The organism is Photobacterium obscurum (assembly GCF_026191635.1).
GTDB lineage: Bacteria > Pseudomonadota > Gammaproteobacteria > Enterobacterales > Vibrionaceae > Photobacterium > Photobacterium obscurum.
The window spans coordinates 76,672-102,973 of record NZ_JAKRRW010000013.1 but is presented as its reverse complement, the minus strand read 5'-3'; the positions used below and the strand labels follow the sequence as shown (position 1 = coordinate 102,973).

The window sequence follows — 26,302 nt, the reverse complement described above, 5'->3', positions numbered from 1 at the left end:
GTATACTCAGGCAACGGGAAATTACACCCCTTATGTGTACAATTTATTCAGGGCGGCTCCACAAAAATAAAAAAGCCCTCCATCGAGGGCTTCTAAGTCATTATATAACAACCAGTTCGGCTTATTCTTCAGCCGCCGCGTCCGGCTGTTCGACTTCCATCCGGGTGACTCGCTGCAGACCGCGAGGCAGCATTGCACCCCGGCGACCACGCTCACCCCGGAAGTTATCCAGATCCGATGGTTTCAAGCCCAGCTTGCGTTTCCCCGCATAAAGGGTGACATGACTGCCTGCCGGCAATACCACCAACTGCGACAAGAACTCCTCGCGCGCCTTGGAACGTGCCGCCGGAATATTAATGATCTTATTCCCCTTACCTTTGCTTAGCTGAGGCAAGTCTTTGATCGGGAACAGCAACATCCGGCCTTCATTGGTGATCACCAAGACATCATCAGTATCGAGGTTCGAAATAGGCTGCGGTGCCATCACTTCAGCACTCTCAGGTACTGTCAGCAATGCCTTACCACTCTTGTTCTTCGATACCATGTCGGCGGTCTTACAGATAAAGCCATAACCGGCATCCGAACCCATCAACCACTGTTGATCGTCGTCGGCCATCAATACCTGACGCATATGGCTGCCCGGTGTAAGGTTCAGGCGACCGGTGATCGGCTCGCCCTGGCTTCGCGCCGAAGGCAAGGTGTGGGATTCCAGCGCATAGCTGCGACCATCGGTACCGATAAAGATCGCCGGAAGGTTACTCTTACCACGAGCATGGGCCAGGTAGTTATCACCCGACTTATAGCTCAGGCTGGTTGGATCAACCTCATGACCTTTGGCATGACGGATCCAACCTTTCTCGGACAACACAACCGTGATGGCCTCGCTCGGGATCAAATCACGTTCAGTCAGCGCCTTGGCTTCGGCACGCTCAACCAAAGGCGAACGGCGATCATCACCGTACTTCTCGGCATCGGCCTGAATTTCTTTCTTAATCAACGTATTTAGTCGACGCTCAGAACCCAGTAGCTTCTCCAGCTGATCGCGCTCTTTGGCCAACTCATCCTGCTCACCGCGGATCTTGATCTCTTCCAGCTTCGCCAGCTGGCGCAACTTGATTTCCAGAATGGCATCAGCCTGAATCGCCGTCAACTCAAAGCGTGACATCAGCTCGGCTTTCGGATCATCTTCATTACGGATGATCTCAATCACTTCATCGATATTAAGGTAAGCCGCCAGCAAACCTTCAAGGATATGCAAACGCGCCAGCACCTTGTCTAAGCGGTGTTGCAAGCGACGGCGCACGGTCGCACGGCGGAACTCAAGCCATTCAGAAAGAATTGCCACCAGCCCCTTCACCTGCGGACGGCCGTCCAGGCCCAGCATATTCAGGTTAACGCGGAAGCTCTTTTCCAAATCGGTCGAGGCAAACAGGTGATTCATCAACGGCTCACAATCAATTCGATTAGAGCGTGGCACAATCACAATACGGGTTGGGTTTTCATGATCCGACTCATCACGTAAATCGTCGACCATCGGCAGCTTCTTCGCCCGCATCTGGCTGGCAATCTGCTCAAGCAGTTTCGAGCCCGATACCTGGTGCGGCAGAGAGGTGATCACGATATCACCGTTCTCTTTATGCCAAACCGCACGCATCTTAATGCTGCCCTTACCGGTACGGTAGACTTTTTTCAGATCTACCGCAGAGGTGATAATTTCGGCTTCGGTCGGATAGTCAGGGCCTTTGACAAACTCCATCAGGCCGTCAAGATCGGCTTTCGGATTCTCAATCAGGTGTACTGCGGCATTGGCAACTTCACGGGCGTTGTGCGGCGGAATATCCGTCGCCATACCCACCGCAATACCGGTGATGCCGTTAAGCAGGATATGCGGCAGGCGCGCAGGCAGCATCTTCGGCTCTTTCATCGTGCCGTCAAAGTTTGGCACCCAATCAACCGTACCCTGGCCAAGCTCGCCCAATAGCACTTCGGAAAAACGGGACAGGCGTGATTCGGTATAACGCATCGCCGCAAAGGACTTAGGATCATCCGGCGCACCCCAGTTACCCTGGCCATCAACCAGCGGGTAACGGTACGAGAATGGCTGCGCCATCAGCACCATGGCTTCATAACAGGCCGAATCACCGTGCGGATGGTATTTACCCAGTACGTCACCGACAGTACGGGCTGATTTCTTGTATTTCGCCGTCGCCGACAGACCCAGCTCAGACATCGCATAAATAATACGGCGCTGTACCGGTTTCAAGCCGTCACCGATAAATGGCAAGGCACGATCCATGATTACGTACATGGAATAATTTAGATAAGCGTCTTCGGTAAACTTCCTTAGCGGAAGCTGTTCGACGCCGTCCATTGAGACATCAGTCATCGTGGGGTATTCCGTTCAGTATTTCTTCGCAACTGGCCGCGCTCACGGGCAGCCAGCATGCATATTCTTGTAAGTTTATAGCGCGACATAGGGCGGCAGCCTTATACCTCGGCCATATCCCCTTTATCTTGTAGCCAGTGACGGCGATCTTCTGCGCGCTTCTTGCCCAGTAGCATATCCATCATGTCAGTCGTTTGCTGATCATCATCAATGGTTAGCTGCACCAGGCGGCGAGTATTCGGATCCATAGTGGTTTCACGCAGCTGAAGCGGGTTCATCTCACCCAGTCCTTTGAATCGCTGGACATTCACTTTACCGCGCTTGCTGCTCAGGCGATCCAGAATACCTTCTTTCTCGGCTTCATCCAGCGCATAGTACACTTCTTTCGCCAAATCGATCCGATATAGCGGTGGCATCGCAATATAAACATGGCCGGCACGAACCAGCGCCTCGAAGTGGCGCATGAACAAGGCACACAGCAAGGTGGCGATGTGCAGACCATCGGAGTCCGCATCCGCCAGCACGCAGATTTTACCGTAGCGCAAGCCGCTCAAGTCATCGCTGTCAGGGTCAATCCCCAGCGCAACAGAAATATCATGAACCTCTTGTGAGGCCAGTACCTGGTCCGCCGATACTTCCCATGTATTAAGGATTTTACCACGCAGCGGCATGATAGCCTGGAACATCCGGTCACGGGCCTGCTTGGCAGAACCGCCCGCCGAGTCACCCTCCACCAGGAACAGTTCGGTACGGTTAAGATCCTGCTGCGAACAATCGGCTAGCTTACCCGGCAAGGCAGGACCCGAGGCGATTTTCTTACGCACGACCTTCTTGCTCGCGCGCATCCGGCGGTGGGCATTGGCAATACAGACTTCAGCCAGTTGCTCCGCCAGTTGTGGGCGCTCATTCAGCCACAGGCTAAAGGCATCTTTAACCACGCCAGAGACGAAAGCAGCACACTGACGTGAAGACAGGCGCTCTTTGGTCTGGCCGGCAAACTGCGGATCCTGCATTTTGACAGACAGAACATACGCACAACGGTCCCAGATATCATCCGCCGTCAGCTTCACGCCACGCGGTAGCAGGTTACGGAATTCACAGAATTCACGCATGGCATCGAGCAAGCCCTGACGCAGGCCGTTCACATGGGTACCACCCTGTGCGGTCGGAATAAGGTTAACGTAACTTTCGGTAATTAACTCACCGCCCTCAGGCAACCACAGCAGTGCCCAATCAGCAGCTTCTGTCTGGCCACTGAATACGCCGGTAAACGGCTCTTCAGGCAGTAACGTGTAACCCTTCACGCCTTCTGCCAGATAGTCTTTCAGGCCATCTTCATAACACCAGCGCAGCGTTTCATCTGCAGTTTTATCGGTAAAGACGATTTCAAGCCCAGGGCAAAGTACCGCTTTGGCTTTTAAATTGTTTTTGAGGCGGGAAACCGAGAATTTAGCACTGTCGAAGTACTGGGCATCGGGCCAGAAATGAACCCGCGTTCCCTTAGCGCGGCGTCCGCAGGTGCCGATCACTTCAAGCTCAGAGACTTTTTCGCCATGCTCGAAAGCAATCTGGTAAACCTGACCGTCACGTTTTACCGCGACTTCAACACGGGTCGACAGGGCGTTAACGACGGAAATACCTACCCCGTGCAAGCCGCCAGAGAACTGGTAGTTGTCATTGGAGAACTTACCACCAGCATGGAGCTTACAAAGGATCAGCTCAACCCCTGATACCCCTTCGACAGGGTGAATATCAACAGGCATCCCTCGACCGTCATCAATCACCTCGAGTGACTGATCGGCATGAAGAATGACTTCCACTTTACGTGCGTGGCCGGCCAGGGCTTCATCGACACTGTTATCAATTACTTCTTGGCCAAGGTGATTGGGCCGAGCCGTATCGGTGTACATGCCGGGACGGCGGCGTACTGGCTCAAGGCCATTTAGAACCTCAATGGCTCCAGCGTTATAGCTTTGATCTGTCATATCACGGAAAGTTACGAGAAATTTTTGCCACAATAGTCAGTAACCCCAGCCCGGTTGTCAAGCTGAGGTCGAGGATAATACCCACAATTGTGAGTCGGGTTCTATCGTCACGCTAATCAGAGATGGCGTTATAATTAGCGGCTTATAGCCCTAGGAACTTGATGATTTCAGCAGGAAAACGGTCAAAACCAACGAAACTGTGATCGCCTCCGGGCTCGACTGTCTGCTTGCAGGCAGCATACTTTTCTACTGCCTGGCGATAGTCGAGAACTTCGTCACCTTCCTGCTGCAGTAGCCAGAACTGCTCTGGCGTATCGATATTCGGCACTGCCAGTTGCTTCAGCTCATCCATATGCTTGGCTTCAAGCCAGTAGCGTTCACCGGTATAGGGGTTTTCCTGTTCACCCAGGTAGTCCACCAGCAATTCATATGGCTTGACCGCCGGGTTAACCAAAACCGCAGGAAGCTGATAACGATGATTAAGCCAAGTTGAAATATAGCCTCCCAGCGAGCTGCCGACCAGTCCGATTTGATGCTCCTGCCGTAGCGAGCTTACCAACTGATCGATGAATTCCGCAGCCTCTGCCGGGTAGCACGGTATCTGTGGGATCTCGACTCGGATGTCCGGTCGGTGCTGACGGCAGTATTCTGCCATCAGGGTTGCTTTCAGCGATTTGGGTGAACTGTTAAAACCATGAATATAAAGCAGTAAAGGCTTCATTTAATAACCACCAGCATCAAATTGCGGGCTAAAATGCTCCCCCTTCAGGCGAGAAACCGATGTCAAAACCTGGCCATCGTTGGTCAGTTCCAGGTAACGCCAGCCCGGGTTCTGCCGATCTAAGGCAAAATCACTGGAGTCCGGCTGAAACTGGATGCAGGTTGATGGCGTGGCCAGTACCCTGACGCCATGATAAAGACGATCCAGTTCTTGGTGGATATGGCCACAAAGCACCGCCTTGACCCGTGGATATTTGTCCACGACCTGCCAGAAGCCATCGGCATTATGCAGCTTGTGCTGATCCAGCCAGGAACTGCCAGCCTCAAGAGGATGGTGGTGCAGCAATACCAGTGCATGTCGCTCAGGGTAAGCCGCCAGCGCCTGATCCAGCATGGTGAGCTGCGCTTCACTCAGCTCACCATGGGGAACACCCGCTACCTGGCTATCTAGCAGGATCACCTGCCAGTGCTCACCAGCCAGCACTTGCTCGCACGGCTTGATTTGGGGTGACGGCAGCACCGAGGCCATGCTCGGCTGAAAATCATGGTTACCCGGAAGCCAAAAACACGGTTGTGACCAGCGCGCAATCCCATCGCTAAAGCGCTGGTAGGATTGTTCGCTGTGATCCTGTGAGATATCTCCCGTTGCAACCACTGCGTCAAACGGACGTGCGGCGGCATCTACAGCATCTAATACTGCATGAAAACTGTCTTTCGTCGCGATACCCAGCAGGCTACCTGCCTCGTCGGCAAATAGGTGGGTATCGGTGATCTGAAGTAGAACCACACTATCCGGGTTCCTCTGTGGCAGAGAGTACATCTGCAAAACGTCAAAAACCTTGTTTATCTAATACTGTTAACAAACCGATTGTTTGCTGATCCCATTTTTCAGGCAATAGGCCAGCCAGTCACCTAAAAAGCGATTTACCTGATGTTTTTCGTCTTTTTGGTGCATCCGTAAATTTGGGTAATCATACCGCGGCTTAAGCCGTGAAATCTGCTGAGCGGTACACACTTCTGCGACTCTGGCATCGTGGTATAACCGCACAGTTAGGCGGGGGATCAGGTAATCCGGTAGCTCCCCGGCGCTGCGTTGCCACAGCTCGATAACTGTTGTGTAGCGGGTTGACTCAGTAATTTTCAACTGGTACTCATGCTCAAAAACCTTGTATACACACTCATCGCCCACCCTGTCAGTTTTTGGCAGTAATGGGAGCAACTTTGCATAATTGGTCTCATATAAACGCATGATACCAGCCAGATCAACGGTATATCTTTTGTTCAATCGGTGTCCTTAAACCAATGGACTGGTTATTGAGCTTGTGCCTGCAAACGTAAATAGTTTAGCTGCAACCATTGTAGCGCAATGATTGAGGCTGCATTCTCAATTTTACCAGATTCTACCCACTGGTATGCTTCCTGTCGTGATACCACATGCACCCGGATATCCTCGCCTTCATCTATAAGGCCGTGAATACCGTGCGCTTTACTGCTATCCACACGCCCGACAAAAATATCCAACGTTTCAGAGCAGCCGCCTGAGCTCGACAGGTAGCGGGTGATTTTATTCAGCTGAGTGACTTCGACGCCGGCTTCTTCAACCGCTTCGCGGCAGACAACATCTTCAGGTGTTTCATTGGGCTCAATAATGCCAGCCACAATTTCCAGTTGCCAAGGTGTGCAGTCGGCAGCCATTGCGCCAACTCTGAACTGCTCCACCAGTACCACTTTGTCCTCAACCGGATCATAAGGTAACAAGGCCGCGGCATGCCCACGCTCGAACATTTCTCGTTCTAACGGTTCGCTCCAGCCACCGGCAAAAAGTTTATGGCGAAAGCGATATTTCATCATGCTGAAATATCCCTGGTACAGGGTATCTATCGACAAAACTTCAACATCATTTTTGCTATAAACATCCAACACAGAGCTTTCAGGCAACTTGTTACTCATTACGGTATCTCCCTTTGCTATATATCTTTTCATTCAAAATGTCTGTCAGCAATGATTAAATTCAACATTTATGACAATAATTGTGATTTTATTTAAGTCCATTTTTGTAGTTGGATAGATTACAATCACATAAGAATAAGTAATCAGCGTAAAATTAAGTAAAAATGAACAACGATCAGTTTCAGGCAAGGTATCTTCCGATAAACTGAATCCTTTACTATTTTTTTGTCAGGACCAGGAAAGGCATCCATGAAAAAATTGCTTCCGCTTATTATTAGCGTTGCGCTTGGCGGCTTCAGCCAAGTAGCACTGGCTGATGATCTAGCCGATATCTACCAGCAAGCCAAACAAAACGACCCTCAGCTGCTTCGTGCTGCCGCAGATAAAGATGCAGCCTTTGAGGCAATTAATTCTTCCCGAAGTGCACTGCTACCGCAAATTAACTTGGCGGCTGGCTACAATACGGCATTTCTGGATGGTAAAGATGCCGATGATGGCTTCAATGCGGGACTGTCGCTAAGTCAGTCACTATACAACCGTTCCAGCTGGGTTAATCTAGACATCAGCGAGAAACAAGCTCGCCAGAGCGATGCCTCGTACGCCGCTTCTCAGCAGGGCCTGATTTTGCGTGTTGCTGATGCTTACTTTGCTGTACTGCGTGCTATGGATGACCTTGAGTTTGTCCGTGCCGAAAAAGCCGCGGTTGGCCGTCAGCTAGAACAGACCAAGCAGCGCTTTGAAGTCGGCTTATCGGCAATTACCGATGTTCACGATGCCCAGGCTCAGTACGATAGCGTGCTGGCTGATGAAATCCTGAATGAGAACGCCCTGACCAATAGCTACGAAGGTCTGCGCGAAATTACTGGCCAGGAACACACCGATCTCAATATTTTGGATACAGCTCGCTTCACGGCAAGCCGTCCGCAAGGCAAGGTCGTCGATCTTGTTAAAGATGCCGAGACTGAAAACCTTACCCTGCTGACCTCGCGTATCTTGCAAGATATCGCCCGCGACCGAATCTCCCTGGCTGAGTCTGGTCACCTGCCAACGCTATCGTTTGATGCCGGTTATAGCTACGACGAAACCCGCTTGGGCAATGACGAAGGTACTATCACGGCAGGGGTTAACCTGAACCTACCGGTTTACACCGGTGGCCGTACCACATCTGAAGTGAAACAGGCACAATTTAGCTATGTTTCAGCTAGCGAGGAGCTTGAAGGTTCCTACCGCAGTGTGGTTAAAGACGTTCGCGCATTCTACAACAACATCAATGCCTCGATTGGCGCCCTACGTGCCTATCAGCAATCTGTAATTTCAGCGCAGTCGGCACTGGAAGCAACCGAAGCTGGCTTTGATGTTGGTACCCGCACCATTGTTGACGTACTGGATGCGACTCGTCGCCTTTATGATGCCAACCGTCAGCTGGCTAATGCCCGTTATGACTACATCATCAGTCAGCTACAGCTGAAACAGGCTGTTGGCTCGCTGAACGAGCAAGATATCCTGGATGTAAACTCCGGCCTAATCAGCGCCAAGAAATAACGCGTCGACATGAACGAAACAGCAGATACAAAAAAAGCGCCATCTTAGATGGCGCTTTTTCTTTACCGGTTACCGGGGCAATTCATCGCAGTTAACCACGACCACCACGGATAGCTTCAATGATTTCCGTCGTTGAACAGCCATCTTCAAAGTTCAGAACCCGTACTTCACCACCAGCAGCAATTACTTCCTGACCGCCGGCAATTTCTTCCGGCTTGTAGTCACCGCCCTTGACCAACAGGCTAGGTAAGATCTCACTGATCAGGCGCTGCGGAGTTTCTTCCGTAAACGGAACCACCCAGTCAACCGCTCCTAGACCAGCCAGAACAGCCATACGACGATCTTCCGGGTTCACCGGGCGACCAGGGCCTTTCAGGGTTTGAACCGAGCTGTCTGAGTTAACCGCGACAATCAGGCGATCGCCCAGCTTCGCGGCTTCGTTAAGATAAGCCACATGGCCGGCATGCAGAATGTCGAAGCAGCCATTGGTCATCACGACTTTCTCACCGCGAGCTCTCGCCGCCTTGACCGCTTGCTTCAGCTGCGCTTCTGCAATAACGCCAAAACCGCTGTCCTGACTACCGTGGATCGCTTCAGTCAACTCAATCGTCGACAGCGTCGAAGTACCCAGCTTGGCAACCACAACCCCCGCCGCCGCATTAGCCAGCTTGCAGGCATCCGACAGAGATTTTCCAGCCGCCAGAGAGGCCGCCAGTACGGAGATAACGGTATCGCCAGCACCCGTCACGTCATAGACTTCCTGTGCCAGCGTCGGCATGTGCAGCGGCTCCTGGCCTTTCTGCAACAAAGTCATCCCGTGCTCGCTGCGGGTAACCAGCAAGGCTTCCAGATCAAACTGCTCTATCAGGCCCAAACCTTTTTCCACCAACTCTTCGTCACTGCCGACTTTGCCTACCACGGCTTCGAACTCAGACAGGTTCGGTGTTAGCAAGGTTGCACCACGGTAACGCTCAAAGTCAGCCCCTTTCGGATCGACCATCACCGGAATACCGGCTTCACGCGCCAAAACAATCATCGCCTGAACATGCTCTAAGGCTCCCTTGGCATAGTCAGACAGGATCACCGCTTTCACCGTCGATAGCGACTGTTCCAGACGCGGCAGGATCAAATCGGCATCCACATCATGGAAGCCTTCTTCGAAGTCGAGGCGGATAAGCTGCTGGCCACGGCTCATCACGCGCAGCTTGGTGATTGTCGGGTAGTTAGGCAGTGAAACGAAATCACAGCGAACATCCAGAGATGATAATTTTTCGGTCAGCGCCTTGGCTGGTTCATCAATCCCTGTCAGACCAACCAAACGGGCATGGCCTCCTAATGCTGCAATGTTCATTGCCACGTTGGCCGCGCCGCCCGGACGCTCTTCAATCTGATCAACCTTCACAACAGGTACAGGCGCTTCTGGCGAGATCCGCCCAGTTGGTCCATACCAATAACGGTCAAGCATGACGTCACCAACAACCAAAACACCTGCTTGATCATAATCAGGAAGAGTCAGTTTCATTATTATCTCCGGGATAGTAAAAACGGAAAAATACTAACATAAAGTCCAGGGTCTGTTTACCCTTCATCGCCTTTCCAGCAGGAAGCTATTTTTCCTGGTAACACATCGAGATACTTGTACCACAAAAACTTTGCAATCACTTGGATATAAGGCACTGCGACCAAATCTGCTGCACAACCTCACGCTCGGCAACAAATCGATCTTCAGTAATATAGGCTGATAGCCCTAACAGATTAAGGCGATGGATTTCATCACGCATCGTGCAATACGCCTGCTTTAGCGCCTGTGCATCCGCCATGCTGAGAATGCCGCATTCCGACATAGTATCGAAAATCCGGACATTATCGGACCAACGGGTAAGTGCCCGCTCACTGCTTGCATGCTGCAGTACCAGATACTGGGCAATGAACTCGATATCAGTGATCCCGCCCTGGTCTTGCTTGAGACCAAACATACCGGCTTTTTTTTGCCCGAGGTGGTCACGCATTTTATGGCGCATATCAACCACCTCCTGCTGCAGTTTGGCCTGTTCCCGCGGTTGCATCAAAATGGCCTGCCGCACCTTGGCAAAACCTTGCTGCAGTGGCATATCGCCATAAACCATCCGCGCTCTGACAAGTGCCTGGTGCTCCCAAGTCCATGCTTCCTGCTGCTGATACTCGGCAAATGCTTCCATTGTACTCACCAACAACCCGGACGCGCCCGACGGGCGTAAGCGAACATCGACTTCGTACAGAACACCGGACGAGGTGCGAGTCGAGAACAAATGTACAATCCGCTGTGCCAAGCGGAGGTAAAACTGACGACCATCAATTTCTTTCTTACCGGTGGTATAGACATCAGCCGGACAATCGTGGAGGAATACCAGATCCAGATCAGATCCATATCCTAACTCCCAGCCTCCGACCTTACCGTAGCCCAGTACGCCGAACCCCTTACCGTCACGGTCCTGCAGGTGGGTAGGTTCGCCATATTTGTCCACCATCTGCAGCCAAGCCTGGTTGACCACCGCGCCGATGATCGCTTCGGCAAGGTAAGTCAGATGGTCGCTCACCTTCATCAACGGCAGTGCCCCGGCAATATCAGCGGCGGCTATCCGCAGCAGCTGTGCCTGTTTGAATTGGCGGATCGCCTCCATCTGCTGCTCCATATCTTCCTCCGGGATCCGGGCTAGATACTCGCGCAGCTCATCCTGGTATTGATCCAGCGGGGTCGGATTATAGAGGTGCTGGGGATCCAGCAGCTCATCAAGCAGAATCGGGTATTGGGTCAGCTGCTCGGCTACCATCGGGCTGGCGGCACATAAACGGACCAGCTGATCCAGCGCCGCAGGATGCTCGCTGAGCAGCTCGAGATAAGTCGTCCGGGTGGCAACCCGGACAATCAGCTTGGTCAGCCGGCCCAGCACTAGGGCAGCATCCGAGCGGGTTACCGCACGCACCAGCACCTCCGGCATCAGTTTCGCCAGCACTTCCCGCCCGCGGGGGCCGAGGGTACGCTTGGACAGCTCCGCTTTCATGCCCATTAAGATACTGGCCTGGGTCGCGCTATCCGGTGCTGCAAGCTCATCGAGGATGCTCAACAGGACCTCTTCGTTTTTCACCATCGCCCACATTTCATGATAATGGGCATCGGCAGCGGACAGTGCCTCCTCGTCTTCAGCCCCAATGATGTCGTCAAAGACCTGATGGATCGCCGCCATATGTCCATCGATGGCAGTAAGCAGGCTAGGCCAGTCCGGATACCCCATGGTCGCGGCAAGGCGAAGCTGATCCAAGGGTTTATCGGGCAGCGTCTGGGTTTGCTTGTCATCAATCGCCTGCAACAGGTTTTCCAGCTTACGTAAGAAACAGTAGCCTTGCTCCAGGTTGTCGACCTGATCTGGCGGCAGCAGCGTCAGCTGCCTCATTGCTGCAAGAGTTTCCAGCAATCCGCGATGGCGCAGGTTTGGCTCCCTGCCGCCACGGATCAGCTGGAAAGACTGGGCGATAAACTCCACCTCGCGGATCCCGCCGGCCCCGAGCTTGATATTGTTGCTCAGGCCGCGCCGGCGAACCTCACTGCTGATCATGGACTTCATCCGTCGCAGCGACTGGATCGCACTAAAATCAATATAGCGGCGGAACACAAACGGGCGCAGCATCTGACGGAGTTCCTGATACTGGCTAAAGCTCTCGCGCCCCATCACTCGCGCTTTGATCATTGCATAGCGCTCCCAGTCTCGCCCCTGCTCCTGGTAATAGTCTTCCAGCGCAGCATAGCTCATCACCAAAGGACCGCTGTCACCAAACGGACGCAGACGCATGTCAACCCGATAACAGAAACCATCGAAAGTCTGCTGATCCAGCGCCTTGATAAGGCGCTGCCCTAAACGAGTGAAGAACTGGGCATTGGCCAGGCTACGTCGCCCGCCCTGGGTTTCGCCATTTTCCGGATAGGTAAAGATTAAATCGATATCGGATGAAAAATTCAGTTCGCCCCCACCCAGCTTGCCCATACCAAGGATCAGCATCGGCTGCGCTTCGCCGGCTGCATTCGTTGGGGTTCCCCATTCCCTGCAGCACTGAGCGTACAGCCAATTATAAGCTTCCATAATCAAGGCCTCGGCAAGCTGAGACAGGTGCTCCAGGCTCTGTGCCAGCGGTGCCTTGCCGGTAAAATCACGCCACGCAATCCACACCATCTCCTGGCGGCGGAACGCCCGCAACAATCGCATCAGGCTGTTCTCATCGGTCGCTGCCGACAGCTTTTCAGCCAGCTGCTGGCGATAGGCATCACTATGGCCGGCATCATCGACATGCTCTGCCAGCCAGGGCAATAGCTGACCGTCTCGGATAATCGAGGCCGAGATAAAGTCACTATAGCCTAGCACCTGCCGCAGCTCAGGCAGACGCTCTGCTGGCCACTGGGCCAGCAGTTCAGGGTGGGCTTGCTGAATTTTCTCGACGGCTTTGCCGGCAGCGGCAATCAATGCATCAGGCTGGGTCATTGCGGTTCCTTTATTCATTTCCCTGGCAGGCGGGTTATAGCGATTTAAATCTGTAGTAGCAGTAACATAGCACAACGCCCGCAAATAGGCGGGCGTTGTGAGATCTCGACATCACGTTTTGGCAAGGTTTGACCAATTAGATGCGGAAGGCCTGGATCTTCCCTTCCAGCTCTGTCGCATGGTTTTGCATGGTATCCGAGGTTTCCGACAGCTCTGTCACCACCAGCACCGAGGCTTCGACAAGCTCTCGGACATTGGTCAGGTTCTGGTTCATTTCATCAGCGACACTACTCTGTTGCTCAGCGGCAGAAGCGATTTGGAAGTTCATATCGTTGATCCGCTGTACCTGAACAACAATCTTATCCAACTCTCCACCGGCATTGGTCACCAGCTCCACGCCTTCAGCCGCTTCCACGACACTCTGCTCCATCAAACCAACGGCCTGCTGGGCGCTGCTTTGCAGCAAGCTGATCATGTCCTGAATTTCGACCGTCGCCGTCTGTGTTCGCTGGGCCAGATTTCGAACTTCGTCTGCCACTACGGCAAAGCCTCGACCGGCATCTCCGGCGCGCGCGGCCTCAATGGCAGCATTCAATGCCAGCAGGTTGGTCTGTTCGGAAATACTCTGAATGGTGACGATCACGCTGCCGATTTGCTCTACGCGCTCCTCAACCTGGTTCACCGCATTCGCAGACTGGCTGATATCCTGCGACAGCTGGTTAATCGTACCAATCGTCTGAGACACAAACTGCTGCCCTTGAGTTGCCTGCTCAGAGGTACCTTCAGTCGCATTGGAGGCTTCACGGGCATGACTGGCCACCGTCTGGACGGTCGAGGTCATCTCGCTCATCGCTGACGCCAACTGATCAATTTCACTGAACTCTTCTTGGGCCGATTCCTTGGTTTCAATCATGCTGATCGACATCACCTCAGCCAAGCCAGACAGCTCGGCTGCCGCATCACGCTGGTTGCGGATCACGTCGTGGAGCTGAATCCGGGTTTTCTCCAGCTCTCTGGCCAAATCACCGTATTCATCACGGCAGTCCATTTCAATAGGCTCTGACAGGTTACGTCTTGCAAGCTGCTGGATGTTGTCTGCAAGGTAACGGGTCTGACGCAGCATCACGCTGGAACCACTTAATAAAATCACCACAAAGGCAACAATCATCAGCCCGGTCTGCCAGGCGACCTGTACCAGGTATTCGCTATAATAGGTCTCGGCTTCGGACGCTGGCTGTGATGCCACAACCAGCCAATTGGACTGCGGCAGTTCAACCGCGTATTCAAAACGTTCCTGCTTGTTCAGCGCGACACTGCCCGCACCAGAAAACTGGCCCAGATAGCTCGACAAACGACTGCCACCTTCGGTCACCGCCGTTAGTTCACTGATAGTACGAACCTGCGGATGTCCTAGCACCCTGCCGCTATCACGCTCGACCAGGTATAAAAACGCCCCCTGCTTCCAGCTGCTGGCCTGGGCATCAATGGCCTGCTCAGCCATCGCCTTCCCGGCTTCCCCCTGGGTGAGAAGGGTCGTCAGCATCGCCGCGTTGGCCTCGGCTAATTCTTTAGAGCGGTCTTGTTGAATTTCCACCACCGACTGATAAAACGCGCTCGCATCCCATAACTGCTTTCCGATAAGCAAAACGGTACTGAACACCATCAACAGCACCAGCTTCGGCACCAGCCGGATATTGGTCAGTCCCTTTTCCCATGGTTTGAAAACCATCTTCGCCATTTGGCATCTCCATATTAAAATGTGCGCTAGCCCCGAAGAACACAGTAATTTATCGAGGGGAAGTCATCATTCAGAGCCGAATTTTGTATGCCAGCCTACTGGCTATGAATTATTTTTAAGCTCAAAACAATAACTGGTATTCTATAGATCAGCAGGGCATTGCGAAAATTAAATAATGAAAAAGATCGACGCCGTCAAACATGAACTGAACCCGATGAGCCTGATGGCTTTAGTTTTATCTTTCATGTCATTAGCTATTGTGACCAGCTTAATATTTATCCCGAAAACCGAGCGGGTTTACACCCTATTTTTGGGACTTGATACGTTTATCTGCTTGTTGTTCTGGTGCCAACTATTGACCGACTTTGTTCGCAGTAACGAAAAGTGGGACTATCTCAAGCGTCACTGGCCTGACTTTATTGCCAGTATCCCAGTAATTGAAGCCTTACGCTATGCTCGCCTGGTACAAATCTTCCGGGTTATCCGGCTGCTGAGATCCAGTCATCAGATCATCAGCCGTATTCGCAGCAACCGCCGCGAAGCGACCATTGCAACAATTTTCCTGTTACTGACCGTCCTGGTCACTGTTGGCTCCGCCATGATGCTGATGCTGGAAGGCAATGCCCCGGATTCCAATATTCAGTCGGCAGGCGATGCCTTATGGTGGGTCTTTGTCACCATCTCTACCGTGGGTTACGGGGATCACTATCCGGTGACCACATTCGGTAAAATGCTGGCGGCAGTCATTATCATCTGTGGGGTCGGTCTGTTTGGTATGGTGGCGGGGCTCGTCAGCTCAATGATTTCCGATCCAGCCAAGCAGAAAGAGCTGGATGCCCGTCGGCACGAAGAGGAGTGGCAACAAATGCTCACAACCCAGCAGCAACTTCTTGAGCGCCTCGCCCACCTGGAGCAACGGCTTGCCGACAGCCAGGAAAAAGCCAAACTTACCCAAGAATAAAAACGCCCCGCAGAGGCAGGGCGTTTATCGGCTATTTATCGGCTATTTATCGCGCAGGTATTACGGCCAATATGGCGCTAGCTCGATACCGATCTGGCGGGTCTGATCCATCGCATGGAGCAGTGACTCTTCCTTACGGTTAAGCCATTTTTCAATCTGGCGACGATCTTCTTCTTCGTCCTGCTGTTCCAGCAACTTCCTTACCGGCTCAAGCAGGCGAAGATCTTCAATACCCCGCAACAAGTCCAGCCAAGGCATTCTGAAACCGGCACGTTTATCTTCGTCATACAACTCAGCGAAGCATAGGCCACTCATCAGGTTGCGGATCAGACGAGGCTGCTGGTCGAGGTATTCGACCCGGCCCAGCTGTCGCTCCAGCGGGAACACATCAGCAAGCTCCTCCCAAGAACGGCTCAAGATCTGATCGGCAAAAGGCTTGATATCGCCCGCCAAGCGCACGCGGGATTTATCATCCAGGAACGGCTGCCAACCACGGCTCAGGATCCAACGGCTAAGATCAAGCAACAAACCGCAGTAACGGGAAGATTCCAGCAGCTGCATCATCTCCTCGGACTCCGGTAGCTCGTCCTGCCGGTCCTGCAGTTGTTTCACCAGCTCTTTACGCGCATTGAGCTTTTTCAGCATATGGCCTTTGTCTACCAGCAACTGCTCAATACTGGCATATTCTTCCAGCCACTCCAGTTCACCTTCCAGCCAATGTAGCTCTTGGCGCAGCAAGGCGCTGGCGCGGCGCGGGATCATCCCGCCGAACATTACCAAGGCCTGGCGGATCAAGCCTAATGCCTGATGGATTTGGTAAAGCGCAGCCTGCTCCTGGCGCTCGGCAAAAATCTGCTCGTGGTAATGCCAGTGGCCAAGCGCATGTTCCAAGGTGCTGACAAACACCGATTCAACGCTCTGACCGGCCGTCACAGGGACAAACTGCAACGACTTGACATCATCTCCCTGGTAACCCGCAGCAAGGCGGTAGCCACGGGCAGCCTTGCTCAGGTTACCCAGACGCATGCCGCCATCGGCGCACAGTTCGCGGGCAAGGGTAAATAGCGCATCGGTCTGGCCAGACTTCAGCTCAAGCTCGACTTCGCAAATCGGGCTCGTTTGACCGTTGGCACTCACTTCTCCCTGGTCGAAGGCCAGTTCAATCTGACTGCCGTCAGGCATGGCGATCAGCCACTGCTGACGTTCAAAATCGGTCGAGAATAATGGGGCTAGCTGCTGCTGTACGTCAGCAACATTGACACTCTCCGGCCAAGCATCGGCAGGATGCAGGGAAAGATCAGGATCGGTTCCATTGATTTCAGCATTGTACTCCGGACGCTGGTGCAGCCCTGCAACCACTCGTCCTGCTGTTTTCAAGGTTTGAACAAACACATCATCAAAACGACGGACCCGTAGGCCGATATCGTGCTGGCGAAGAATTTGGTCTGGGGTATCGAAGTAGACATTGCCTAACATTCGACTACTTTGCTGCAGTATTTTCGCTTCAGATATTTTGCGTAATAATTGACTCGAAAATTCTGGTGAGACGAAAAACTTCAGTTCTATCTCGGTTTCCATAGTTATACCTATAAACAGTGGCAAACCAAGGATATTTGCAATTGCGCTTCGGGGCAAGCATGAAATATCGACAAAACCTTGATCAAAAATAGTTCCCCTATACTAACTTATACGTTAACATGCGCGCCTCTGTGACCATCGCTCAAGAATTAGCCTCTTTAGGCGCTCTTTAGGTTGATCGGCTATGCCAGTAAATACAATTATGGGGCTCTTTGCTAAATCCCCAATCAAACCGCTGCAACGTCATGTTACTCGTGTAAATGAGTGTTGCGAACTGCTTGTTCCTTTTTTCGAGGCATGTCATGCCGGAGACTGGGAAAAAGCATCGAACTTACGTGAACAGATCTCGCAGATTGAAAAAGATGCAGATGTGTTGAAGCGTGAGATCCGCCTTAAACTTCCTCGTGGTCTTTTCATGCCAGTCGATCGTACTGACATGCTAGGCCTTCTTACTCAACAGGATAAGCTTGCTAACCTATCCAAAGATATCGCTGGTCGTGTCTTGGGTCGACAGCTGCAAATTCCTGCGACCATGTACCCGGATTTCGTTGCCTACGTTCAACGTTGTCTAGATGCAGCAAGCCAAGCCAGTCGTGTTATTCACGAGCTGGATGAACTGCTGGAGACAGGCTTCAAGGGCAGAGAAGTGACGCTAGTTGCTGAAATGATTAATCAGCTTGATGTCATCGAAGATGATACCGACACCATGCAGATTCAATTACGTCAACAATTAATGTCCATCGAAGACCAACACAGTCCGGTGGATGTCATGTTCCTGTACAAAATTCTCGAGTGGGTTGGCGGTATCGCCGATCAGGCACAACGTGTCGGCTCGCGACTAGAAATCATGCTATCGCGTTCTTAAACAAGAGAATGTAAGAAACAATAACAAGGTTTTACAATGGAAATCCTGGCTAACTACGGCACCATGATGATTTTGGTGGCGGCTATCTTTGGTCTTTTGATGGCGATTGGTATTGGTGCAAATGATGTTGCCAATGCTATGGGTACTTCAGTAGGTTCGAAAGCTCTAACGGTAAAACAAGCAATCATCATCGCGATGATTTTTGAATTTGCCGGTGCATACCTTGCAGGTGGTGAAGTAACAGATACCATCCGTAAAGGCGTTATCGACATGTCATTCTATACCGCCCAACCAGAAGTACTGGTTTACGGTATGATGTCAGCTCTTCTTGCTGCCGGTACATGGCTATTGCTTGCTTCTTATATGGGCTGGCCGGTATCAACAACACACTCAATCATTGGTGCAATCATTGGTTTTGCGTGTATTTCTGTTGGTACAGAAGCGGTGGATTGGAGCTCAGTACAGGGTATTGTCGGTAGCTGGCTTATCACTCCGCTGATTTCAGGCTTCTTTGCCTACCTGATCTTTATCAGTGCCCAGCGTCTAATCTTTGATACTGATAATCCCTTGATTAATGCGAAGCGTTTTGTTCCTGTTTATATGTTTATCACGGCGATGGTCATTGCATTGGTAACAATCAAGAAAGGTCTAAAACACGTTGGATTGCATCTATCAAGTGGTGAAGCATGGATGGCATCACTGGCTGTTTCTACTGTTATTATGATTTATGGTTATATCTACATCAGTAAGAAATACACCGATGATGGTAGCTCTGTTGATAGTAATGGTTATGCTGGCGTAGAACGCGTATTCAGCCTGTTAATGGTTGTTACTGCGTGTGCGATGGCATTTGCCCATGGTTCAAATGACGTTGCGAATGCGATCGGTCCACTATCAGCTGTTGTTTCAACAGTACAGAATATGGGTGAGATCACCGCAAAAAGTGCTATCGCTTGGTGGATACTGCCTCTTGGCGGCATCGGTATCGTCATTGGCCTGGCAACAATGGGCCATAAAGTAATGGCGACAGTAGGTACCGGTATTACCGAGCTGACACCGAGCCGTGGCTTTGCTGCTCAGCTAGCAACAGCGTCAACGGTGGTATTAGCATCGGGTACAGGTTTACCTATTTCAACAACACAAACTCTGGTTGGTGGTGTGATCGGCGTTGCTTTTGCTCGTGGTATTGCAGCATTGAACCTTGGTGTTGTGAGAAATATCGTTGCCTCTTGGGTTGTAACCCTACCAGCCGGAGCTCTACTTGCTGTCATCTTCTTCTATATGATGCAAGCAGCCTTTGGCTAAAAAGTGGGACAGGTTCAAAAGAGGGAGGCTTTGCCTCCCTCTTTTCTTGCACCCGAGGCACAAAGTTTTTAGTATTTGTGCTCTTAAAGAATATAGGCTCCTCAAGGATTATATTGTGAAGCATCTAATCAGCATCTTATTAATTGCTTGCGCTGTGGTAACCCTACCGGCGAAAGCCGCACAGGTTCGTTACATTTCTGACGACCTGTTCACGTATATGCACAGAGGCCCGGGTACACAGTACCGTATTATGGGCAGTGTCAATGCAGGCACCAAAGTTACATTACTCGAAGCCAACAAAGAGGCCGGCTACAGCCGAATCAAAGATGAGCGCGGTCGTACCGGCTGGGTGAGCTCCAAGTTTATTTCAACTCAGATCGGCCTGAAAGAGCGCGTTCCTACGCTTGAAAAAGAGCTGACTGAAGTGAAAGCCGCACTGGCTGATGCCCTGCAATCCGGTGATGAGAAAACCGCCAGCCTGCAAAACTCGCTGCAATTGCGCACCGAGCAAATCACCGAGCTAGAGTCGCAGAACAGCCAGCTAAACGAACAGCTAATGACGTCACAGGCTGAAATTCGTGAATTACGAGCGAAAATCGATACCCAGAAAGATGATCTGCTGATGAAGTGGTTCACCTACGGCGGTATGGTTGCAGGCGCAGGCTTACTGTTTGGCCTGGTGCTACCGCACCTGATCCCTCGCCGCCGCAAGCGCAACAACGGTTGGGCGTAATAACACCAAACTCGAATAGCAAAATGGCAGCCCATGGGCTGCCATTTTTTATTTGAAACAGTGCTGGTCCGGATTACCATTCTGAAAGCGCAGGCATCTCAACCAGGTACGATTCAAAATCAAATACCACCTGCCTCGGCTCAATCCGCCGCAGTGTTACCCCTGGCGCAATCTCATCCCCTTCGAACGCCTCGCGCCCATTCACTTTCACCCAACGGCTATCTGCCGTCGATGAGTAAATGTGGGTTTGGAAATCCAGTGGCGGGATCCGGTTTTGTACCGACGCGGGCAGCTCGCCCAGCGCTATCGCTTGTATGACAGGCTCAGGCGATGTTTCTTGTTCTGGCGGTTCGTCTAGCGGTAGCGAGTCCGTCGCTGCAATGGCCGATTTAAGCTGCTCAGCAAGCTGTGGCGACAGCTCTGAGTAATCAAGCCCTTCTAGCCCCCATTCCGCTTCAACCTGTGGTTTCGAGCTCACTTGTATCGGCTCGGTGGCCGTAATGGCTGTCAGGCTGGCTGATGAGCTTGCCGCCGATTCTCGCAGACGACTTGCAAACTGACTACTCAGCGATGGCAAAGGCTCAGCCCGTAGATCCGGGTAAGGCAGGAAGCGAATGGCCGATTCCCCTTCGCCCAGCACCAATACCTCATCACCTTTCGGCGTAGTCAGTACCGGATCGGCTGCACCAAGCAGCTTCCCTGTAGAGGGAGGACTGATTTCTACCGCCGGCACTGTCGACGGTATACTGACAGTATCTGAGGTAGCGGCTGATACCGTTAACTGGGTGTAAGCCAATGTTCCGGCAACAGGGGCAACCACCAGCATTGCCGGAAGCAACCAAGAAGTCAGGCGTCGCGGTTGCGTCGAATTCATGGCCGGACGGTTCGGCTGCGACGATTGGTTCTGATGCTGCTGCTCTGACTGCGCAATCGCATTAAGTAAATTGGACATTAACTTCTCTCCGGTTGCAATGTCGGACCTGGCAGGTTCAAGGCCGAATCAATAACCATCAGGGTTCTCGGGCCGGCAATACCGTCCGCGGTCAGATCCTGTGAGCGCTGAAAGCGACGCAGTTTATCTAACAACCCCTGATCAAAGAAATCATCCTGAGTCAGCTTCTCTCCCAGCAGCAAGCTCAGCTGCTGATTCAACCACTGGACCCTCGGCCCCTGCTGGCCATAGCGAATCGTCGTTTTGTCCCCTAAAGGGGGGCGCCATAGCAAAGTGTATTGCCGCTGCCAACGCTGCTCGAGCCAGTCATAGCTCACCGCTACCCGCTCTCCGCCCAGTAGCAACTCGGCGCTATCATTATGGAGTGCATAGACCACAGCATAAAACGCAGGCTTCCCAGTTTCCTGCAGCGACATTATTATCGGGCGGTTAATGATACGAAGCTGCTCAAGATCCATTTTGCCTTGATGGCAGCTGAGATTGATACGCTGGCTGGTCTCGCAATTGGCCTGGTTCAAGCGGGCTTCATAGCCCCACAGTCGGTACAGCGTCTGCATTGCCTGTCGCTCTGAGCGGCTGTGTTCAGTCAATAGCTGCCACTTTGTCGCCAGCTCCGAGTCCTTTGGCTCGGTGGTGGAAGTCGCTGTGACAGCAGCGGTGGCAGGTACGAGCTCTTTAGCCGGTTGCGAAGGCGCAGTTGTTGATGCTTCCGTCATCGACGGTAGCGGCGACATCATTGTTCCATACCAGACTCCTGCAGAAAGTAGCCCGCCGAGCACCAGCGCGCCGCCCCACCGGAGTCCTAGACTACCGCTGTTGCTCGCAGCCGCGGTTTGTCTTCCCTGGGCGGGAAGCTGCCAGTTGAGGACGTCATCGCAGGCTTGGCTGACAATTGCCTTGGTCACCTGGTGGGTCGCTTGCTGGCAAGCCAGCAGCATCGCTTTATCACACACTAGGTTGATCAAGCGCGGGATCCCGCTGGTTGCCTTGGCTATCTGGCGTGTTAGCGCCGGCTCAAACACGTTGTACAGGCAGTTAACCGCCCTTAGCCGATAGTTGATGTACTCATTAACCTCTTCGGGCGTCAGCGGCAGCAGGTGATAGCGAGAGGTGATCCGCTGAGCCAGCTGGCGCAAACGATCCTGCTGCAACAGCTGCTGCAGTTCCGGCTGGCCAACCAAAACCACTTTCAGTAACTTGCGGCTCTCTGTTTCGAGGTTGGTCAGCAGTCTAAGCTGTTCCAGCACATCCGGCATCAGGTGCTGTGCTTCATCAACCAGCAATAGAGTTTGTTTACCGTCGCTGTGGTTGGTTAGCAGGTGCTGGTAAATCCTATCGGTCAGCACCTTGAAACTGGCGTCTTCCGGATAATCAAGGCCAAACTCATCGCAAATCGTGGCCAGCAAGTCATGAGCCGACAATGCCGGGTTTAAAATAATGGCCACCTGGGTTTCCTGCGGCAACCGAGATACCAGAGCCCGCAGTACAGTGGTTTTCCCGGTTCCCACTTCCCCCGTCAGCAGCCCGAAGCCACCGCCTCCCGACAAGCTTGCCAACATATGGGTTAACGCTTCCCTGTGGCGCTCGCTGAGATAGAGGAAACGAGCGCTGGGCACAATTGAAAATGGGGATTCAGTGATCCCGAAGAAATCCTTGTACATGCCTAATACTCTTGTACCTGTTTAGAGTGATACTAATTATTAATGAATAAATTACCTTTGCCACTCAAGATTGTATACCCTGATACCGTATTGAAGCGATCTATGATGCAAAGGATATCAGTGCGATATCCCAAATTTGCTGATGTCATACCAAGCTGAATAATAATCTGGCCTATCAGCGAGATTGAAAATGTTCAGGTACAAGGCGCTTGATTGTAGATGTATTCATATCCATCAAAATCAAGCAACACAGTAGCTGAGCCTTTGCAACTCGCCCTTCGGGAGCGTGCCAGTTGCTCGCTATCTGCCCCAAATTGCTTTGATGTAGAGCCACTATATCTTCATCAATTTGGGTTGCTATCAAACACCTGGCATCGCTCTGATTGGATCAGATAATTGTTCAGTTTGGTATTAAACAAAAGGAGTGAAACTTGCAGACCTATCTTGTGGGGGGCGCCGTTCGTGACGCGCTGCTGGGATTGACGGTAAAAGACAAAGACTGGGTCGTGGTTGGCGCCACACCGCAGCAAATGCTCGACCTGGGCTACAGCCAGGTCGGCAGTGATTTTCCGGTTTTCCTCCACCCAAAGACCAAGCAGGAGTTCGCCCTGGCCAGAACCGAGCGAAAATCTGGCAAGGGGTATACCGGTTTCATCTGCCACTCCGCCCCGGATGTGACTCTTGAGCAAGATCTGATGCGCCGGGATCTGACCATCAACGCCATCGCCCAGGCTGATGATGGTTCGCTATTTGACCCCTACAACGGTCAGCAGGACTTGGCCAACAAACAGTTGCGCCATGTCTCTCCGGCTTTTGTCGAAGATCCGCTGCGGGTACTTCGGGTGGCTCGCTTTGCCGCCCGCTTCGCCCACCTGGGCTTTACTGTGGCACCGGAAACACTGGCCCTGATGCAAGATATGGTTGTCGCCGGTGAACTGCATGCGCTAACACCGGAACGAGTGTGGAAAGAGTGGGAGAAATCTCTGTCATCGAAAAATCCCGAGGTGTTTATCAAGGTGCTGCGTCAGTGTGGTGCGCTCGGCATTATCATGCCTGAAATCGACGCGCTCTTTGGTGTGCCGCAACCCGAGCAATGGCACCCGGAAATCGACACCGGGCTTCACACAGTCCTGGTAGCCGAGCAAGCCGCCAAGCTCACTAGTGATACGACGACCCGTTTTGCCGCCCAGGTTCATGACCTAGGTAAGGCCTTGACTCCAAAAGAGGAATGGCCAAGCCACAAAGAACACTGCCAGACCGGACTCGCCGCAATAAAGGCGCTTTGCCAACGATTACGGGTACCCAATGACTACCGCGATATCGCCTTGGTTGTCTGTGCCCAGCATACCAAGATCCATCATGCCATGGAGCTGCGCCCGAGTACCTTTATCAAGATCTTCGACCAGATCGATGCCTGGCGTAAGCCCGAGCGCATCGAACAGCTTGCACTCTGCTGCCGGGCCGATGTCCGTGGCCGAACAGGTTGTGAGCAGGAGACCTACCCTCAAGGTGATATCCTGCAGGCAGCTTTTTCGGCAGCCCAGGGCGTCGCCGTCAAGCCAATCGTGGAGGCCGGTTTTACCGGCAAGGCCATCAAGGAACAGCTGGCCTTGCGCCGTGCCGACGCGGTCAAAACGAGCCTCGAGGCACAACGCTAAGCACCTATCAAGAAGCTACGCTCAGCAAGCGACAATCAAAAAGCCCGACATGATGTCGGGCTTCTTTTTGCAACAAGGCTACCGTTGATATTTACTGGCTTAGCAAGAATGCAATCAGGCCTGCGCCCAATAGCAGGCGGTAAATAACAAATGGCAGCATACCGAGGCGAGTAACCAGCTTTAGGAATACGTGGATACACGCGTAGGCACTGACAAACGACACGGCAAGGCCAATGCCCAGCGCACCGAATTCAATCGCCTGGCCACTGGTCACCAGCTTGGTGCCCAGATAACCACCTGCCAGCAGGATGATCGGAATTGACATCAGGAACGAGAAACGGGCGGCGGCATCGCGGGTAAAGCCGAGGTGAAGGGCCGCCGTCATTGTGGCTCCTGAGCGAGAGGTTCCCGGGATCATTGCCGCAGCCTGCGCCAGACCGATAAACAGCGAGCGCTTCCAGTCGGCCTGATACTCATTGTCTTGCTGCGTCGCCCGGGCATCGACCCACCATAGCAACAGACCAAAAAAGATTGTGGTGGCTGCAATCACCCATGCCGAACGCAGGTACAGTTCAATAATATCTTTCATGAACAGGCCGAAAATACAGGCCGGGATCGTCGCCAAAACAATCATCCATGCCAGTTTCGATTCTGCACAGCGCTGCCCCTTAAAAATAGAGCCAATCCAGGCAGACAGCAGAGCAACCACTTCTTTACGAAAATAGAGAATAACCGCCGCCAGCGTGCCGACATGCACCGCGACGTCAAACGCCAGGCCTTGATCTGCCCAACCAAATACCTCCGAAGGCAAGATCAGGTGAGCCGAGCTCGAAATAGGTAAAAACTCGGTTAGCCCCTGAATAAGTGCCAACACAAAGGCTTCAAAATGACTCATCATTTATCCTTTAACATGCAATACGTTCTACAGGCCACAATACCTGCGAGTGTTCAAAAGAGTGCCACAACTGAGCAATAGTTCGTCCGTCCCCCGGGATAACCCGCTCAGGACACAACTCCATCATCGGCAGCAAGACAAAAGCAAACTTGTACAAATCCGAGCGAGGTAAGGTCAGAGGCGCCTCTTGTACCACATCACCAAACAGCAGGATATCGAGATCGAGCGTTCGGCTCTGATTCTTCTGTGCATCGGGTGCCCGCCCATATTGCAGCTCTAGCTGCTTGAGAGTCTGTTGCAAAACATCTAATGAAAGAGACGTTTTTATGGCAACGACACAGTTGTAAAAGTTTGGTCCGCAAAACCCGACAGGCTCCGCTTCAAATATGTTGGATACCTGAAAGTCAGTACCCAGTTTTTTCAGCTCAGTAACCGCTGCCTGAATATGGTATTCACGCTCGATATTGGAACCCAGGCTGATATAAACGGTGGTCACTTGCTGCCTCGTTCAATCTGAACCCCAACACCGCGGGCATTCACAACCGCCCCCGGCTTGGTAACACGGACTTTTAGCCAAGGCACAGAGAACTGCTCCATGATCAAGCTTGCCACTTCTTCGGCCACTCGCTCAACCAACTGGAAGCGGCCATTTTCGATATGCAGCGTCACAGCGCTACTTACAGCGGCATAATCCAATGCGTAAGCAACATCGTCACTGTTTGCCGCCGGACGATTGTCGTGTGCCATCTCCAAATCAAGCACGAGCTTCTGTTTGATTTCTTGTTCCCAGTCATACGCCCCAATAGTGGCGATAACCTCAAGATGTTCGATAAATACTGAATCCATGTTCAATCGCTAATTT

At 52.3% G+C, this 26,302-nt stretch carries 21 protein-coding genes; 6 read left to right on the top strand and 15 right to left on the bottom strand.

Translation table 11 applies throughout. The features are described from left to right. Nucleotides 1-121: 121 nt before the first annotated feature. The 6 genes from parC to nudF all read right to left on the bottom strand — a co-directional run bounded on the left by parC (nt 122) and on the right by nudF (nt 7,041). Nucleotides 122-2,386 carry a DNA topoisomerase IV subunit A gene (gene parC / locus MD588_RS16290; RefSeq protein ID WP_265698529.1) on the bottom strand — a complete coding sequence of 755 codons (2,265 nt, stop codon included), beginning with the start codon at nt 2,384-2,386 and terminating at the stop codon, nt 122-124. A 101-nt stretch (nt 2,387-2,487) separates the two neighbouring features. Then, nucleotides 2,488-4,371: a DNA topoisomerase IV subunit B gene (gene parE, locus MD588_RS16285; protein WP_265698593.1), complete on the bottom strand. Its 1,884-nt coding sequence runs from the start codon at nt 4,369-4,371 to the stop codon at nt 2,488-2,490. Nucleotides 4,372-4,513: 142 nt separating this feature from the next. Beyond that, nucleotides 4,514-5,092 carry an esterase YqiA gene (yqiA, locus tag MD588_RS16280; RefSeq protein WP_265698527.1) on the bottom strand — a complete coding sequence of 193 codons (579 nt, stop codon included), beginning with the start codon at nt 5,090-5,092 and terminating at the stop codon, nt 4,514-4,516. Next, nucleotides 5,093-5,917 carry a 3',5'-cyclic-AMP phosphodiesterase gene (gene cpdA / locus MD588_RS16275; protein ID WP_407676586.1) on the bottom strand — a complete coding sequence of 275 codons (825 nt, stop codon included), beginning with the start codon at nt 5,915-5,917 and terminating at the stop codon, nt 5,093-5,095. It abuts the gene before it with no gap. A 30-nt stretch (nt 5,918-5,947) separates the two neighbouring features. After that, complete coding sequence (locus tag MD588_RS16270) at nt 5,948-6,376, bottom strand: DUF1249 family protein (RefSeq protein WP_265698526.1); 429 nt, start codon at nt 6,374-6,376, stop codon at nt 5,948-5,950. Nucleotides 6,377-6,402: 26 nt separating this feature from the next. Then, a complete protein-coding gene (gene nudF / locus MD588_RS16265; RefSeq protein ID WP_265698525.1) occupies nt 6,403-7,041 on the bottom strand; it encodes an ADP-ribose diphosphatase in 639 nt (212 codons plus the stop codon). A gap of 249 nt (nt 7,042-7,290) precedes the next feature. Between nudF and tolC the strand changes: the two genes are divergently transcribed. Continuing rightward, nucleotides 7,291-8,583 (top strand): outer membrane channel protein TolC, encoded by a 1,293-nt coding sequence (gene tolC, locus MD588_RS16260; RefSeq protein WP_265698524.1) that lies wholly within the window; start codon nt 7,291-7,293, stop codon nt 8,581-8,583. A 91-nt stretch (nt 8,584-8,674) separates the two neighbouring features. On the opposite strand, the gene hldE is transcribed toward tolC, so the two are convergent. The 3 genes from hldE to MD588_RS16245 all read right to left on the bottom strand — a co-directional run bounded on the left by hldE (nt 8,675) and on the right by MD588_RS16245 (nt 14,832). Continuing rightward, nucleotides 8,675-10,105 (bottom strand): bifunctional D-glycero-beta-D-manno-heptose-7-phosphate kinase/D-glycero-beta-D-manno-heptose 1-phosphate adenylyltransferase HldE, encoded by a 1,431-nt coding sequence (gene hldE, locus MD588_RS16255; RefSeq protein ID WP_265698523.1) that lies wholly within the window; start codon nt 10,103-10,105, stop codon nt 8,675-8,677. Between the two features lie 136 nt (nt 10,106-10,241). Further along, the gene (gene glnE / locus MD588_RS16250) at nt 10,242-13,094 is read right to left on the bottom strand and encodes a bifunctional [glutamate--ammonia ligase]-adenylyl-L-tyrosine phosphorylase/[glutamate--ammonia-ligase] adenylyltransferase (RefSeq protein WP_265698522.1); all 2,853 of its coding nucleotides are present in this window, start codon (nt 13,092-13,094) and stop codon (nt 10,242-10,244) included. A gap of 136 nt (nt 13,095-13,230) precedes the next feature. After that, complete coding sequence (locus MD588_RS16245) at nt 13,231-14,832, bottom strand: methyl-accepting chemotaxis protein (RefSeq protein WP_265698521.1); 1,602 nt, start codon at nt 14,830-14,832, stop codon at nt 13,231-13,233. 175 nt (nt 14,833-15,007) lie between these two features. On the opposite strand from MD588_RS16245, the gene MD588_RS16240 reads away from it, so the two are divergent. Continuing rightward, nucleotides 15,008-15,793, top strand: a complete 786-nt coding sequence (locus tag MD588_RS16240) for a potassium channel family protein (protein ID WP_265698520.1) — start codon at nt 15,008-15,010, stop codon at nt 15,791-15,793. Nucleotides 15,794-15,853: 60 nt separating this feature from the next. On the opposite strand, the gene MD588_RS16235 is transcribed toward MD588_RS16240, so the two are convergent. Then, nucleotides 15,854-17,371, bottom strand: coding sequence for a CYTH and CHAD domain-containing protein (locus MD588_RS16235; RefSeq protein ID WP_265698519.1), 1,518 nt, complete (start codon nt 17,369-17,371; stop codon nt 15,854-15,856). 184 nt (nt 17,372-17,555) lie between these two features. On the opposite strand from MD588_RS16235, the gene MD588_RS16230 reads away from it, so the two are divergent. The 3 genes from MD588_RS16230 (at nt 17,556) to MD588_RS16220 (ending at nt 20,274) form a co-directional block, all read left to right on the top strand. Then, nucleotides 17,556-18,236 carry a TIGR00153 family protein gene (locus tag MD588_RS16230; protein ID WP_265698518.1) on the top strand — a complete coding sequence of 227 codons (681 nt, stop codon included), beginning with the start codon at nt 17,556-17,558 and terminating at the stop codon, nt 18,234-18,236. A 36-nt stretch (nt 18,237-18,272) separates the two neighbouring features. Continuing rightward, nucleotides 18,273-19,541: an inorganic phosphate transporter gene (locus MD588_RS16225; RefSeq protein ID WP_265698517.1), complete on the top strand. Its 1,269-nt coding sequence runs from the start codon at nt 18,273-18,275 to the stop codon at nt 19,539-19,541. A gap of 115 nt (nt 19,542-19,656) precedes the next feature. Beyond that, entirely contained in the window at nt 19,657-20,274 is a 618-nt protein-coding gene (locus MD588_RS16220) for a TIGR04211 family SH3 domain-containing protein (protein WP_265698516.1), read from the top strand. A 73-nt stretch (nt 20,275-20,347) separates the two neighbouring features. Here MD588_RS16220 and MD588_RS16215 read toward each other — a convergent pair whose 3' ends face one another. Then, on the bottom strand, nt 20,348-21,226 hold the full coding sequence (locus MD588_RS16215; protein ID WP_265698514.1) for a general secretion pathway protein GspB: 879 nt from the start codon (nt 21,224-21,226) through the stop codon (nt 20,348-20,350). Beyond that, on the bottom strand, nt 21,226-22,887 hold the full coding sequence (locus MD588_RS16210; RefSeq protein ID WP_265698512.1) for an ExeA family protein: 1,662 nt from the start codon (nt 22,885-22,887) through the stop codon (nt 21,226-21,228). Before MD588_RS16210 ends, MD588_RS16215 begins: the two co-directional genes overlap by 1 nt. A 431-nt stretch (nt 22,888-23,318) precedes the next feature. Here MD588_RS16210 and MD588_RS16205 point away from each other — a divergent pair, with 431 nt between their 5' ends. Beyond that, on the top strand, nt 23,319-24,545 hold the full coding sequence (locus MD588_RS16205) for a multifunctional CCA addition/repair protein (protein WP_265698509.1): 1,227 nt from the start codon (nt 23,319-23,321) through the stop codon (nt 24,543-24,545). A 91-nt stretch (nt 24,546-24,636) separates the two neighbouring features. Here MD588_RS16205 and MD588_RS16200 read toward each other — a convergent pair whose 3' ends face one another. Genes MD588_RS16200 through folB form a run of 3 tightly spaced genes read right to left on the bottom strand, consistent with a single transcriptional unit; the run spans nt 24,637 to nt 26,286 of the window. Further along, the gene (locus MD588_RS16200; RefSeq protein ID WP_265698508.1) at nt 24,637-25,440 is read right to left on the bottom strand and encodes an undecaprenyl-diphosphate phosphatase; all 804 of its coding nucleotides are present in this window, start codon (nt 25,438-25,440) and stop codon (nt 24,637-24,639) included. Between the two features lie 10 nt (nt 25,441-25,450). Next, nucleotides 25,451-25,936 (bottom strand): 2-amino-4-hydroxy-6-hydroxymethyldihydropteridine diphosphokinase, encoded by a 486-nt coding sequence (gene folK / locus MD588_RS16195; RefSeq protein ID WP_265698505.1) that lies wholly within the window; start codon nt 25,934-25,936, stop codon nt 25,451-25,453. After that, a complete protein-coding gene (folB, locus tag MD588_RS16190; protein ID WP_265698504.1) occupies nt 25,933-26,286 on the bottom strand; it encodes a dihydroneopterin aldolase in 354 nt (117 codons plus the stop codon). Before folB ends, folK begins: the two co-directional genes overlap by 4 nt. Nucleotides 26,287-26,302 lie beyond the last annotated feature (16 nt).